Raw genomic sequence first — 14,181 nt, 5'->3', positions numbered from 1 at the left:
TGATTTTCATAAGAAAGAGTGGGACCAATGCATGAAAGCCATCACTTATCGAAACTACGGAACTCCAGAGGTCTTGCGTCTGGAAGAATTACCGAAACCAGAACCGAAAGCCAATGAGATATTGGTAAAAATATACGCAACAGCCGTTAACTCCGGTGATTACCGATTACGAAAACCTGATCCGCAGGTCGTTCGGCTTGTTTTCGGATTGTTTAAACCACGAAATCCGATACTCGGAATTGTGTTTTCTGGTGAAGTAGAGGCTATTGGCAAAAATGTCACCAAATTTCGTGTAGGTGACAAGATATATGGTATGTCGGGAATGAAAATGTCGACTTACGCGGAATATATATGTCTTTCTGAATCTGCAACGATTGACATCATACCAGATTCTATGCCTAAAGAGGAAGCGGCAACAATCCCATTTGGGACCATGACAGCCTACCACTTTCTAACAAAAAGCAAAATCAAATCCGGAGACAAAGTTTTAATTTATGGTGCGTCTGGTTCTGTTGGAGTTGCTGCGATTCAATTGGCAAAAGCTTTCGGTGCGGAAGTAACTGCCATTTGCAGCTCAGTTAACTCTGATTTGGTAAAAAAACTCGGAGCCAATCATGTTATTAATTATGACAAACAAGATTTTACCGATACCAAAGAAACTTTCGATATTGTATTTGATACCCTTGGAAAATATGTACCTAATACCTTTCTACCTCTCTTAAAAATGAATGGATGTCTGATTTTATGTAATGCTAGTGCAGCTCAAATGTTTTGGGCACTTTGGAAAAATCTAACTACCAAATATACGTTTCTAATCGGTGTCTCCTCAGAAGCCGTAGAAAATTTAAAAGCGATCAGCAAACTCATTTCTGAGAATCATATAAGTGCCGTCATTGATAAAAGATTTCCCCTGGAGTCCATGTCTCTGGCGCATACATACGTAGAAGCGGGACACAAAAAAGGCAATGTGTTAATTGATATTAGCCCAGCTAAGGTTATCTAATGTTAATTAAAGATTTCGATATACTATGGATCATCATTTGTTCTGGGCTCGTTTTTTTTATGCAGGCAGGCTTTTTGTGTTTAGAGTCTGGATTAACTAGAACTAAAAATTCCATCAACGTTGCCATTAAGAACATTACGGATTTTGGAATCGCCACCATCCTTTATTTTACGGTCGGATTTGGAATCATGTATGGAAATTCATACAATGGATTTTTTGGTACCGATCACTTTCTTCCCGTTTTTGAGATCAATGATCCTAAGGTTCCCGTTTTTTTTCTCTTCCAGCTGATGTTTTGCGGAACCGCAGCCACAATCGTTTCTGGAGCTGTCGCAGAAAGAATGAAGTTTGGCGCTTACATTCTCATAACAGCCCTTATCTCTTCACTCATATATCCTCTCTTTGGACATTGGGTTTGGGGAAGGACCCTTTTCGATCTGAATGTAAAGACGGGTTGGCTTGCCAGTTTAGGTTTCATAGATTTTGCAGGTTCCACGGCAGTTCATAGCGTCGGAGGATGGGTAGGTCTTGCGGCTATGATGATCATCGGCAATAGAATGGGAAAATTTGGAGCAGACGGAAAAGTCAATCACATTACAGGCAATAACCTACCGATTGCTATGCTTGGAACATTGATATTATGGTTTGGTTGGATTGGTTTCAATGGAGGCAGTACGCTCTCCTTTTCCAAGAACATTCCAGGCATTCTCGCAAACACCATGTTATCTGCTTCCGGAGGAATGGCTGCTGCTCTCATTTATGGATGGATTCGTTTAGGTTATGCTGAGGCCACACTTCCTTTAAACGGAGCCCTTGCGGGGCTTGTCGCGATCACCGCCTCCTGCCATGCCGTAAGCTCGGGAGAGGCGTTATTCATCGGTTTTGTCTCAGGAATACTGATGTTTGAAACAAGAAACCTGCTGGAGAGATTCAGGCTCGATGATGCCGTTGGGGCGATCCCAGTCCACCTAACGGGTGGAATTTGGGGCACTTTGGCAGTCGGAATCTTTGCCAATCTAGAAACGATCAAAACGGATCTATCCAGGTTCGAACAAATTCAAGTCCAATGTCTTGGCATACTTTCCTGTGGACTACTCTCCTTTGTTCTCAGTTACCTTTTATTATCTATAATAAATAAATTCTATAAGCTTCGGGTTTCTGTTTCTGCCGAAAAACAAGGATTAAACTTTACCGAACATAGAGCCACAACTGAATTGCATGATCTCTTTACAGAGATGGAGTATCAGAAAGCCACTGGCGATTTAAGCAAAAATGTTTCCATTGAACCGTTTACAGAGGTTGGTCAAATTGCAGAAAGATACAATTTGGTTCTTGAGAAAATCAGAACCAATATAAAAGAAAAGGAAAATTTAACGAACCAATTGGAGCTAAATCTTGGTGTCATCCAAAGTGATCTCTCAACTGCTAGAAAAATCCAATCGAGTATTTTATCGAAGGAAGATCGTATCATTGGCGACTTAGAATTTACAATCAAATACCTTCCGCTCACGGAAGTCGGTGGCGATTTTTTTGACATCACCGAACTCAAACCTGGATTGGTCCGAGTCTTTATTGCCGATGCCACAGGTCACGGAGTGCAGGCAGCCCTCATCACCATGGCCATTAAGACGATCTATGAAACCTTAAAAAGAGGCAACTATAGCGTTCATGAACTTCTAGAATATATCAATAGCGAGTACATTCATTCCTTTGAAAATCTAAATCAGTTTTTTACCTGCACGATTATCGATATTGATTCCAACCGAAATAAAATTCGTTATGCGTCTGCGGGCCACCCACCTCAGTTTCTCATCAAGGAATCGGAAATCCAAAAACTTGAAAAAACTGGTAGAATCATAGGTGTAAAAACGACGAGTATATACGATTCTAGAGAAATCGATTTTCCCAAAGGATCTTCCCTCTTTATGTTCACAGACGGACTCACGGAACAATGGAATGTCGATCAAGTGGAATTTGGAGAGACTACGGTCGAATCCTTTTTTACAAAGAAAACAAACCTATCGTTCCGAAGGGATATCGATGCCCTGCTAGAATTACAGAGCCATTTTTTAGCGGGAATGCCCTTACAGGATGATATCACCATCATAGGCATACACCGAAAAATTTAGAAATCAGGCTTGTCTCAGATTTAAGTGAATCCGAATGTAAAAATGTATTTTCATTTATGAGAATATTTGAAATATTATAAGTAGCTCAAATCGTTTCCTAATCTGGGGATGGATCGATTTTATCTGATAACGATCCAGTTCAGATAGATTGGAAATGCGAGTCCTTGTAAAAGAATAAAGTCTATAATGATCAAAAACTGGAAACATTATATATGGATATTATTGATTTCTGCCTGTGCTCCTTTTAGCGCACAAAAAGAAATGCCTTTAGCAACAAAAGGGGTATTCGATACGCAATCTTGGAATTTTGAGGATACCACTCCGCTTCTCTTAGCAGGAGAATGGGAATTCTATTGGAAATCCCTGGTTTCGAACCAACAAAAACTGGATCAAACGCCACCCACTTACGAACCGATAGGTGAAAGATGGAAAAACAAATATGATGGACTAGGATACGGTAGCTACCGATTAAAACTGAAGTTTCCTCAAAGCGCAAAAGATAAAATTTTTGCTCTTCGTTTTTCACAAACAGGTGGTGCCGCCCTTAAGGTTTATTTGGACTCGACATTGCAATTAGAACTCGGACAGGTCGGAATCAGTAAGGAAAGTATGATTCCTACACGTAGCTCTGGAATCGTCCTGATACCGCACCCAAAAACCGAGGTCCAACTACTCATAGAAATTTCGAATTACCACCATGATGATGGGGCCTTCTGGTACGCACCTACACTAAGTTACTACGAAAGCATAAACAAGGTGATGGTGTACGAGCTTGTAAGAGACTCTCTTTTGACAGGCGCCTTAACTTTTATGGCTTTTTATCATTTCGTTTTATACTTTTTCAGAAGGAATCGAAAGTTAATTTTATATTTTGGATTTTATAGCCTCGTCATTGCCCTCCATTCAGTTTCTTTAAACGGAGATTCTTTATATTACCTCATGCCTAGCATTACGTACCGATTTTCATTTACCATCTCTCTTATATTTTATTTATCTATGCCTTTATTTCTAGCCTTCTTATCAAATTTATATCCAGATGTTTTTTCAAAATCCTTTAATAGAATCATTAGTGTTTCTTGTGTTGGTTTATTTATTTTTGTCTTAATCGCTCCAACAGAAGTTGGTTCGCAAACAACCTTTATTGGTATACTTCTTTCCATTTTTGCACTTCTCTACTCGATTGTATGCCTTGCCCGTGCATCTGCGCGAAGGTATGAATTTTCAACGAGCTTATTGCTTTTGCAGATATTTCTTTTTTTAAGTGCGATCAATGATACTCTCTATCTCTATGGAATTTTACCGTATGTATCTATCCTAAAGTATTCGTATCTATCGATTGTTCTATTTCAATCACTCATCCTGGCTTCTTACTTCTCGAGAGCTTTTTCAAAATCGGAAACACTCAGCTTACAGCTGAACAGGCTCAATGAAAATTTAGAGAAAACTGTGATTTCGCGTACGAGAGAATACAAGGAAGCAAAACAAATTGCTGAGGATGCCAATGAGTGGAAGGATAAGTTCATTTCCCTTGTCGCACATGATTTAAGATCCCCTTTAAGTACAGTGTATTCTGGGTTAATGCTGATTACGGAAAAAGATACGTTCGAGGATAAAAAAGAAAAAGACCACATTCTCAAACAGTTGTTTCTAATTTTAGAGAATGCAATGGCTACGATCGAAAATTTATTAAATTTGAATCGATTCAATTCGGGAAGGTTACGTTTACATCTTTCCGAAGTTCCGATATGGGAAGTCATCAAAGAACTTTCTGAATCCTTTTCCTTTGAACTCGCAAGGAAAACATTGAGACTCGATACTTCTTTATCTCCTTCGGAGACAGTTTTTGCTGATCGATCCATCTTAACAGAAATCCTACGTAATCTTTTAACCAATGCCATCAAATTCAACAAACCAAATGGATGGATCAGGATCATATATCAGGAGTTTGCTTCTACAAAACAAATTTCGATTGAGGACAATGGTCAGGGAATCTCATTCTCATCACAAAACAATTTATTTACGAAACAAGTCTCGACACCAGGAACCTTAGGAGAAAAAGGATTTGGCATTGGCTTGAATCTGTGTTATGAACTCATGCGCCTCCACGAAGGAAGCATCCGAGTCGAGTCTTCCCCAGAGTCTGGCAGTAAATTTATATTAGAATTTCCAAAATCCTCAAACGAAGCTCCATCTGCTTAGTTTCTTCCTATTCCCGTTCCATAAGAAATTTATGCAAATAAATAGTTGCATATTTTTGCTGTCGAATTATTATGCAACAAAGAGGTTGCATATGGAAAATTCAGAAAATTCAATTGAAAGAAAGATTGAAATCAAGGCCCCAATCGAAAAAGTTTGGACGGCTCTTACGGACGTGAAACAATTCGGAAAATGGTTTGGTGTAGATTTAGAATCCGATTTTATTGCAGGAAAAACGACACATGGTAGAAACACATCCAAAGGATTTGAGATGCAGATGACTTTTAACATTAAAAAAATTCAGCCTACCTCATATTTTTCCTACACATGGATCCCATTTCCAATGGACCAGAGTTTCGATTATTCCAAGGAAGAACCGACTCTTGTTGAATTTTTTCTAGAAGGAAAGGGAAATATGACTTTAGTAAAAGTGATAGAATCTGGTTTCGATCAAATTACGGCCGTTCGTCGAGCAGAAGCGTTCCGTATGCACAGTGGTGGCTGGGAAGCCCAACTTAATAATATCGCAAATTTTGTCGCCAATGAAGTCTAGGGCTTCTGCGCTCAAAATAGAACAAAAGGCTACAATTTTTGCAGCCTTGGGTGATCCTACTCGTTTGTCACTAGTTTCTAAACTAACAGACAAGCAGGCTCACTCTATTTCTACGCTTACAGAGGGAACTGACATTACAAGGCAAGCGATCACAAAACATCTAACTGTATTAGAAAATGTGGGTCTTGTTTCAAAAGTAAAAAATGGGAGGGAGAGTCTATATGAACTAAATCCCGTTCCCCTAAAATCTATTCGGGAATACTTGGATGTGATTGCTTTACAATGGGAAGATTCGCTTTCGCGATTGAAGGATTTTGTAGAAAATTGATCCCAGCCATTTCGGAAATACATTTCCGAAGCGCTGGAATCAAATCATTTAGCTAGAAACTAGTTCCAGTTGTTTGTTTTTGGTTTTGCGATGTTTACTTTCATCTCACGGTTAAGAATGTTCTTTCCGTTTAGATCGCTGATTGCGTTATCCGCTTCATTACGCTCTTTCATTTCGATAAAACCGAAACCTTTTGATCCACCAGAGTACTGGTCTGTAATGATTTTAGCAGAAGTTACAGCACCGTGTGCTGAAAAAAGTTCGCTGAGTTTGCTCTCAGTCATTTCGTAAGAAAGGTTGCCAACGTATATGTTAACTGACATGTGATATCCTAAAAATTTTATTTTGGACTCTTAAAATTTTATGGTTTAAAAACGACTATCCCGAATGGGATTTTAGGTAAAAACTCTACGAAAATGCAGGGGAAAACTTAAGAAAGCGATCAGAATGCAAGAAAGTGGAAACTACTCTAGTGGTTAAAAAAACGATAATACTTTGAATCTGATACCATCTATCCATATCCCCAAATATTTAGCAAGGGGAATTCATAAAATTTTTCGATTAACGAATGTTTTTTGTTCCGTTTGTATGCCTGCCTCATCGTTCTTTTGACGCATTGATCCGTTGGAGGTTTTTTCCAAAAATCCTTATGCCTTAACAGTTGACAGACGTCTACAGAAGATTCCTAATAGGAGACATGCGAATCTTTATTATGGGAGTTGATTTAGAATGAAAACAAATCTGTCCTTCCTACTTATATTTTTCATTTGTTCTTTGCTTGCCTGTTTTGCCGTACCCACGACTGAGAAACGTCGTTGCAGAACTGCCTACCAAGAATATTGGGACAATTCTCTTTGCGGAGGAAATGTCTTCTTCAACGCCCTCGTTTCCGACAACTCAAAAGGAAATAACGAAGCACTGTTAAATCTCACTGTGATCGAATGCATAAAAATCGCAAAAAAGAGACGGGAATGTGAGGTGCCTTATAAAGCGATTCAACCTACCTTAATGGACCAGTAAAAATCTTAGGCTCTAGAGCCGTTGCAGAGTGAAATTAAGGTTTGGTGAATTGCGTTTTTATATTCAGGATAGAAATGAAAATTATGAAAAGCGGATTCTAAATGCAATGATAGAATGGAATGAAAATTGATATTACGAATCCAGATGGATCGGATGTATCAGGTCCATCGTTTTCAATTTTATCTTATAGGATTCGGAGCCGTACTCATACCGATTTCCAAATAAATTGTCTAATTTCCCCGAATTATCTCTGTTTATATAAATAATCTCTTCAATCTCTCGTTTTCGACTTTCTAAATTTGGATCAATGTCTCTTCTATGGGTGATCATCACTTTAACAATTTTCTTTTCCAAAATGTCCACTTTATTGAAGACATATTCGGTTACATTGATTTTGTTTTTTCGTTTAAGAAACCAACGTATGGAATCAGGATATTTTGCCAAAAGCAATCGATATTCCCCTTTATGCAAAGCAATAGGTTCTGGTTCCATTTGGTGGCTTTTTTTTAAATTCTTCACACGCTTGATTTTGGAGTAAGTATCGATAATATACAAATACGCATCCCTATATTTTGATGATTGCAATTTCAAATTCCAAACCAATCCGTAAGAGTGGAAGATAGGCTTCTTCAATTCAATCAATGGCAAAGTGCTGATTTCATCCCGGATTTTAGCAAGTTCCCTATCGAGCCGGATCAATTCTTTTTCTTTCGCTTTTATATTTATCTTTCGGTCGATTCTCATACGCTAAAGATTATATCGAACCTAGGACAAATTTCTAAATAGGTGAAATTTTATTTTGTCCCACCTACTACGTATCATATTCTATATGGTCCGCTTCCAATCCAAAGAACAAAATCAATGGATCCAATTTAAAGCCATCGGCTATCAGTTCCCAGGCGAAAATGATTCGTATTTTGATGACAATTGGTTGAATTTTGAAATTGAAATTCGAATGGAAGAGCAAATTTATATGAAAAAAGTTCCCTTTTTGTTAACGTGGGAATGCTTAGAATTTTCAAAATGGTTTTTAAGTTTCCCAACCCTTCCCGTTGGTTCCCAGATTTTTAATTTGGAAAATACATGTTATTTTTATAAATTGGATGAGCACTCGAACCAAACGAAGGAAAATCTAAGAATTGAACTTGATCGATCGCTTCTCCCTGACCTTCGTTTTTTTGATTCATGCCAAATGATTTTGGACTTCCACATTAGCAATGCTGATTGTTTAAAAATTTCCGATGGTTTCCAACAAATCGTGAATCAGTATCCGATTCGCTCTTCAAATTAAATTTAGATGTTAGTGGAATGAAGATACTAGATATCTTACTTTCTAAAACAAATTTTAAAGAATCGTAATCATGAATTTTCCATACAAATGAATATTTTAAATTTAATAGATGGATTCAAATTAACAATCATTGGAATATACATACAAATCAATGTAAAAATAATCACTATACAAAAATCATATCAAAGATCAAGGATGCCGATCGATGAATTTTGATCCAAGATTTAATTTTTATATAGTAACGACTGTTTGCTTTATTGCCGCATTAAAGCCGACTGGCTATCTCTAATGGGCAATCTATTGCGAGTAGGATTAGGCATCCTCCTGGATTTTTGGTGTGTAGTTCTGAAAAACGCTACAAACTTCCTATAAGGTTAAAATTCAAACGGATAGAAACCTAGAAGCAATATCCTTTTATCAGAAAGTAAAAACTTTTGTTACGTAGTGAATAAGACCTTTCGTGAGTCTTTACGAATATAATGGGTATAATTAATTTGCGAAATTTCCGATGTCAAAACAGAGGTTAATACAAAGTAAGACTCGTAAATACTTAGTATGACATGAATAAAGCTTGAGAACCATCGATAAATGTCGAAAATCCGGGATCTACTCATATCGCCACCCCAGCGTTGGCGATCAAACTGTTACGTAAATCATAGAGAAACAACATCTGGCGAGGTTACTTACTTTACATAACATTCTTATTTTTGTATGTACGAAAGTAATTCGAACTGGCATATCAAAAGCTTCTCTGAAAGGATTCTTAGCCTCCTCGAATTTGCGCTGGGCATCCAGAAACACTCTCAAGACCGCTTATTCGATCATAAGCATGTTCTAGGTAATCCTATTTTCTGAAGAGAGCTGCTATACGGAAAAATATTGAATCGAAAAAAAACTGGAAATTCTCCGACAATTTGGCATGAGCACCTAAATCGGTAAATTTATTCCTGTTTGTATCGAAATAATCCGGGCTAAGTGAGATTCGAATCTTAAAGATTTACGACTTCGATTTGTTAAAATCCATTGCAAATTAGAACGAAACTGGTGTCAGTTTAACATTTTTCCTTGCCGACTTATATCAAAAGAATAGGATTGGAATATGCGAAATCTAATAATCAACTCTATTCTCGTATTCTGCCTGTTTACCTGCACTCCTCCAGCTTCTTCGGGAGACAATTCCGGTTCTGCGCTAGCAAGTCTGCTCCTCGGATTTGGAGGCGTCTCCACATCTCCTATAAGCGACGAAACTACCAGTGTTACCAACTTCGATGTTCAAACAGCTCCGATTCCTGGAAGCTCTGGCACGCTTACGTTTCAAAATGTCAGTGCCACTTCTCTAAGCCTCGTTTGGACACAAGGTACGGATGCCCAAACGCCGACAACGTCTTTACTTTATCTGGCTTATATTTCAACTTCGGCAAATATCAGTAGTGTAAGTCAAATGGAAAGTAATGGGTTAGCTCTTGGAAGTTATGCGACTGCCATTAGTACGATTAATTTTACAGGGCTCTCGCCTTCTACCCGCTATTATTTTAATGTCATCATCAAGGATGGTTCCGGGAATAAAGTAGCATATTCCATGGCTAATCAGTTGACTACTGCCACTCCAGATACTACGGCACCGATCGTCGGTGGTGGTGGAACTTTGTCTGTCTCTGGTATTAGTTCCTCAAGTATGACGCTCTCCTGGACAGAAGGAGTAGACAATATTACATCTCAAAGTACCTTAGAATATTTAGTATTCAGATCCAATAGCTCAAATATTGGCAATGTTGCCAGCATGGAGGCAAATGGAACAGCTATCGGTAGTTATTCGAGCGCCATCTCATCCCTCAATATAACTGGCCTCTCTGCCTCTACGACATACTATTTTAACGTCATGATTCGAGACACAGCTGGCAATAAGTCTAGTTATACGACACGTAGCCAGGCGACAACTGCGGCACCTGATCTAACTTCACCTGTTGCTGGTGGCTCTGGAACATTGACGACTTCTAACATCACAGCCACATCACTGACCCTAAACTGGACGCAAGCAACAGACAATGTCACCGCTCAGAATGCCCTATCCTATTTAGTTTACCAGTCCAATTCATCAAATCTGTCCTCTGTATCCAGTATAGAGACAAACGGAACCGCAATCGGATCCTATGCAGCAGGCATTGTGACTAAAAATGCGACTGCGTTACTTCCATCAACGACATATTATTATAACGTAATTGTTAAGGATGCCGCTGGAAACAAATCTGCGTATACTATGAAATCCCAGACGACACTTGCCGATAGCGCTTCACCAAACGTTGGAAATTCAGGAACTCTTCTTGTATCAAATGTAACGGCCTCTGGCTTAACCCTTTCATGGACCGCGGGATCAGATGCGATCACTGCCCAAGGGTCTTTACAATATTTAGCATATTTCTCTACTTCAAACAATCTATCTTCGGTAAGCAATGCGGAAACAAATGGCTCGGCCGTCGGCTCCTATTCTGCGGGTATCACAAGTGTCAATGTTACCGGATTGACTGACTCAACAACCTACTACTTCAATCTGGTGATACGAGATGAAGCTGGTAACAAAAATATCTATAATACGATTTCACAAATCACATCTCCTCCGCCTGACACCTCAATTCCTACCGTTACCATTCGAAATTTGATCAATAAGTCTACAGTCGAAACTGGATTTCTCTACGGAACGGCAACTGATAATGTTTCCGTTTCAAAGGTGGAAGTCTCCATTGATTCTGGCTCCTACACTCTTGCAACAGGTACCACCTCCTGGAAGTTTCAATTGCCATCTGGTTCCAATTCATGGAAGGAAGGTTCCTCTCATACAATCAGTGTGAGAAGTGAGGATGCATCATCCAACCAATCTATCATCAAAACCATCAATGTAAAAAAAGGAATCAATCGAGATATCAACGGCGATGGTTATTCTGATTTGGTGATCGGATCTGGACTACATACAAGCGATACGGGTCGAGTCTATATTTTTCACTCAACGGGAGGTTCGGGCATAACGGCAACGAATGTATCCTCGGCCACAACCACAATCACGGGACAAGCTGTAGTCAATCGATTTGGCTACAGTATTAGTATGGGAGATATAAATGGTGACGGTTATTCGGACATTGCTGTCGGAGCTTATAGAACCAGCAGTTACACAGGTCAGATTTACATTTTTTATTCCTCTGGCACATCTGGAATAACGGTTACGGGTGCTAGTTCTGCTGACAAGATTATCTCGGGAGAGGCGACAAATAATAACTTTGGTTATTCGATATTCATTTCAGATTTAAATAGCGATGGCTACTCTGATGTAGTTGTAGGAGCACGAAATCATTCTTCCTCAGCTGGAAGAGTTTATATTTTCAATTCAGCAGGAAGTTCCGGCGTCACGATTTCTAGCTATAGCTCGGCATCGATTACAATTTCTGGAGAATCTGGTTCAGGCATGTTTGGATATGCTTTAACTTCTGGTGACATCAACGGGGATGGATATATTGATCTTGTGGTTAGTGCAAATGAAAGAAATTCGAACACGGGAAGTGTTTATGTATTCCATGCTTCCGGTTTATCTGGAATCACAACCACGTCGGCTGCCTCTGCCTCAACAATCATCACGGGAGAATCCACATTGAATTGGTTTGGTGATGCTGTTTCTGTAGGAGATATCAATATTGATGGTTATGCGGATTTAGTTGTCGGAGCCTCGGGATACAATTCCAATACAGGTCGTGTCTATATATTTCATTCTTCGGGTTCGTCTGGAATCACAATCACACAAGCAAGTTCTGCAAGTCGTACAATTACCGGAGAGGCAACGAGCGATAAATTTGGATTCGCTTTAATCTGCCAAGACTTGAATGGTAACGGTTATGCGGATATTTTAGCAGGAGCCCATGGTTATAGCTCTGGAAAAGGTAGAGCCTACGTCTTCCATTCCTCTGGGGCAAGCGGAATTCCACTTACAACTGCAAGTTCAGCAGATCGATTCAAAATTGGCGAAAGTGCATCTGACAGATTTGGATACTCCGTTGGGGCTCTTGACCTCACAGGAGATGGAACTGTGGATTTAGTCCTCGGTGCCGCTGGTTATAGTTCCAATTTAGGAAGGATTTACATCCATCACTGGAATTCCTTTATGCCAGGCGATGAAACTGCTGATACTTCATCAGCGATCATCACTGCACAATCAACAGATACGATGTTCTATCATATTAATATCGCGAGATAATCTGCCGTAACAATCATGCATTACCATGTGATGCAAACTTTTTATATAAAGATTTTCGCTGATTAAAATTGTAGCCTGGTCTTTTGCAAAGAAGATTCAACTTTTTCAGTCTTAAAAGAATTTACTATCATCAATATAACAGGTTGCTTTCTTCAAATCCTCCCAAAAATATTCGATGATGATTCGAATCTAATATTATTACCACTCGTTAAGGATTTATTGCATTTTTTATCAAGTTGCGTCTTTCTGTTGAGAACCTTTTGTCCTAGTCGCGTAAGATTAAATTTAGTAGATGATCGATGAGTCCTCTTAAAACAACATTCATACCGAATAAAAATGCCTCACATCGTTTGGCGTAAGGCTTCTCACTCTTCTAACAGTGCTTCATGTTCCCCAACTTTCCCTCACGGGACGTCCGTGTCCCGATTCGGGCGCTACGCCCTCGTGGCTTCGCTTACGTTCGGGAAACATTCCGCCAGCCGTTACTCTTCCTAGACTGACATCTGTTACAAAATAAAAAAGCCATCCTATAACAGGATGGCTTCCCAACTTTTATATACGACATCTTCTTTTCCATGGTCTATCTCCACAAATGCCTCCCCATCCTAGAACGAGGGAAAGCCTGGGCTACATGTCTTCTTAGCTCCTGTTCACGTGACCTCCGTGTCACGATTCACGAGCTCCGCAATCCTGCTCCGCCTCCGCTAAAAAGACATTCCGCCAGCCGTTACCGATCGATTACCAGCATTGGTTACCAAATAAAAAAGCCCGCATCCTAAGATACGAGCCTCTCACTCTTCTAACAATCTATATACGACGGAGTAACAAATGTATGGGATTGCCAGTCGGAGCACAGTGCTCCATGTTCCCCGACTTTCCCTCACGGGACGTCCGTGTTAGGCTCCATGTCTTCCTAACTCCTGCTCACGTGACATCCCTGTCACGATTCGCGAGCTACGCAATCCTGCTCCGCCTCCGATAGAAAGACATTCCGCATTCCGTTACAGATCGAATACCAACATTGGTTACAAAATAAAAAAGCCCGCATCTTACGACACGAGCTTCTTACTCTTCTAACAATCTATATACGACAGTGTATCAAATGTATGGGATGGCCAGTCGGAGCACAAAGCTTCATGTTCCCCAACTATCCCTCACGGGACGTCCTGTCCCGATTCGGGCGCTACGCCATCGTGGCTTCGCTTACGTTCGGGGAACACTGCGCCAGCCGTCACTCCTCGTAGATAAACATTGGTTACATAATAAAAAAGCCATCCTATAGAAGGATGGCTTCCCAACATCGTATACGACATACGTAAAAGATAATAAACTTTCAAGAGAGACTCACTTCCTGACTTGCACGTTCGAAAACATGCAAATTGTAATATGGTCAAGCCAATCGAGCGATTAGTATCACTTGGCTG

General features: G+C 39.7%; 11 protein-coding genes. 8 read left to right on the top strand and 3 right to left on the bottom strand.

Going from position 1 to position 14,181, the window contains the following annotated elements; all coding sequences use genetic code 11:
• Positions 1 to 31: 31 nt before the first annotated feature.
• The 5 genes from EHQ58_RS09160 (at position 32) to EHQ58_RS09140 (ending at position 6,209) form a co-directional block, all read left to right on the top strand.
• Positions 32 to 1,003, top strand: a complete 972-nt coding sequence (locus EHQ58_RS09160; protein WP_135623601.1) for an NAD(P)-dependent alcohol dehydrogenase — start codon at positions 32 to 34, stop codon at positions 1,001 to 1,003.
• Positions 1,003 to 3,132, top strand: coding sequence for an ammonium transporter (gene amt, locus EHQ58_RS09155; RefSeq protein ID WP_135623600.1), 2,130 nt, complete (start codon positions 1,003 to 1,005; stop codon positions 3,130 to 3,132). The genes EHQ58_RS09160 and amt overlap by 1 nt, the downstream gene beginning before the upstream one ends.
• A 186-nt stretch (positions 3,133 to 3,318) precedes the next feature.
• A complete protein-coding gene (locus EHQ58_RS09150; protein ID WP_210412800.1) occupies positions 3,319 to 5,331 on the top strand; it encodes a sensor histidine kinase in 2,013 nt (670 codons plus the stop codon).
• A gap of 91 nt (positions 5,332 to 5,422) precedes the next feature.
• Positions 5,423 to 5,881, top strand: a complete 459-nt coding sequence (locus EHQ58_RS09145; RefSeq protein WP_135623598.1) for an SRPBCC family protein — start codon at positions 5,423 to 5,425, stop codon at positions 5,879 to 5,881.
• A complete protein-coding gene (locus tag EHQ58_RS09140; RefSeq protein ID WP_135623597.1) occupies positions 5,871 to 6,209 on the top strand; it encodes an ArsR/SmtB family transcription factor in 339 nt (112 codons plus the stop codon). The genes EHQ58_RS09145 and EHQ58_RS09140 overlap by 11 nt, the downstream gene beginning before the upstream one ends.
• Before the next feature lie 59 nt (positions 6,210 to 6,268).
• On the opposite strand, the gene EHQ58_RS09135 is transcribed toward EHQ58_RS09140, so the two are convergent.
• Entirely contained in the window at positions 6,269 to 6,532 is a 264-nt protein-coding gene (locus tag EHQ58_RS09135; protein WP_135623596.1) for an RNA recognition motif domain-containing protein, read from the bottom strand.
• 406 nt (positions 6,533 to 6,938) lie between these two features.
• On the opposite strand from EHQ58_RS09135, the gene EHQ58_RS09130 reads away from it, so the two are divergent.
• Positions 6,939 to 7,229 carry a hypothetical protein gene (locus EHQ58_RS09130; RefSeq protein ID WP_135623595.1) on the top strand — a complete coding sequence of 97 codons (291 nt, stop codon included), beginning with the start codon at positions 6,939 to 6,941 and terminating at the stop codon, positions 7,227 to 7,229.
• Between the two features lie 132 nt (positions 7,230 to 7,361).
• On the opposite strand, the gene EHQ58_RS09125 is transcribed toward EHQ58_RS09130, so the two are convergent.
• The gene (locus EHQ58_RS09125) at positions 7,362 to 7,973 is read right to left on the bottom strand and encodes a hypothetical protein (protein ID WP_135623594.1); all 612 of its coding nucleotides are present in this window, start codon (positions 7,971 to 7,973) and stop codon (positions 7,362 to 7,364) included.
• Between the two features lie 55 nt (positions 7,974 to 8,028).
• Between EHQ58_RS09125 and EHQ58_RS09120 the strand changes: the two genes are divergently transcribed.
• Together EHQ58_RS09120 and EHQ58_RS09115 are read left to right on the top strand one after the other, a co-directional pair.
• Positions 8,029 to 8,520: a WapI family immunity protein gene (locus tag EHQ58_RS09120; RefSeq protein ID WP_135623593.1), complete on the top strand. Its 492-nt coding sequence runs from the start codon at positions 8,029 to 8,031 to the stop codon at positions 8,518 to 8,520.
• A 1,099-nt stretch (positions 8,521 to 9,619) separates the two neighbouring features.
• Positions 9,620 to 12,757: an FG-GAP-like repeat-containing protein gene (locus EHQ58_RS09115; protein ID WP_135623592.1), complete on the top strand. Its 3,138-nt coding sequence runs from the start codon at positions 9,620 to 9,622 to the stop codon at positions 12,755 to 12,757.
• Between the two features lie 1,154 nt (positions 12,758 to 13,911).
• Here the strand turns inward: EHQ58_RS09115 and EHQ58_RS09110 are convergent.
• Positions 13,912 to 14,181: hypothetical protein (locus EHQ58_RS09110; protein ID WP_210412799.1), on the bottom strand; the 270-nt coding region annotated here is incomplete at its 5' end.

It is taken from the genome of Leptospira ognonensis, assembly GCF_004770745.1.
Taxonomy (GTDB): domain Bacteria; phylum Spirochaetota; class Leptospiria; order Leptospirales; family Leptospiraceae; genus Leptospira_A; species Leptospira_A ognonensis.
Note: the sequence above shows the minus strand (reverse complement) of the source record. Positions and strands in the feature narration are given on the sequence as shown.

What these genes read in the sequence shown, in the direction of transcription:
- EHQ58_RS09160 (WP_135623601.1), top strand. Translation starts at nt 32, where the DNA reads ATGAAAGCCATCACTTATCGAAACTACGGAACTCCAGAGGTCTTGCGT.
- amt (WP_135623600.1), top strand. Translation starts at nt 1,003, where the DNA reads ATGTTAATTAAAGATTTCGATATACTATGGATCATCATTTGTTCTGGG.
- EHQ58_RS09150 (WP_210412800.1), top strand. Translation starts at nt 3,319, where the DNA reads ATGATCAAAAACTGGAAACATTATATATGGATATTATTGATTTCTGCC.
- EHQ58_RS09145 (WP_135623598.1), top strand. Translation starts at nt 5,423, where the DNA reads ATGGAAAATTCAGAAAATTCAATTGAAAGAAAGATTGAAATCAAGGCC.
- EHQ58_RS09140 (WP_135623597.1), top strand. Translation starts at nt 5,871, where the DNA reads ATGAAGTCTAGGGCTTCTGCGCTCAAAATAGAACAAAAGGCTACAATT.
- EHQ58_RS09135 (WP_135623596.1), bottom strand. Translation starts at nt 6,532, where the DNA reads ATGTCAGTTAACATATACGTTGGCAACCTTTCTTACGAAATGACTGAG.
- EHQ58_RS09130 (WP_135623595.1), top strand. Translation starts at nt 6,939, where the DNA reads ATGAAAACAAATCTGTCCTTCCTACTTATATTTTTCATTTGTTCTTTG.
- EHQ58_RS09125 (WP_135623594.1), bottom strand. Translation starts at nt 7,973, where the DNA reads ATGAGAATCGACCGAAAGATAAATATAAAAGCGAAAGAAAAAGAATTG.
- EHQ58_RS09115 (WP_135623592.1), top strand. Translation starts at nt 9,620, where the DNA reads ATGCGAAATCTAATAATCAACTCTATTCTCGTATTCTGCCTGTTTACC.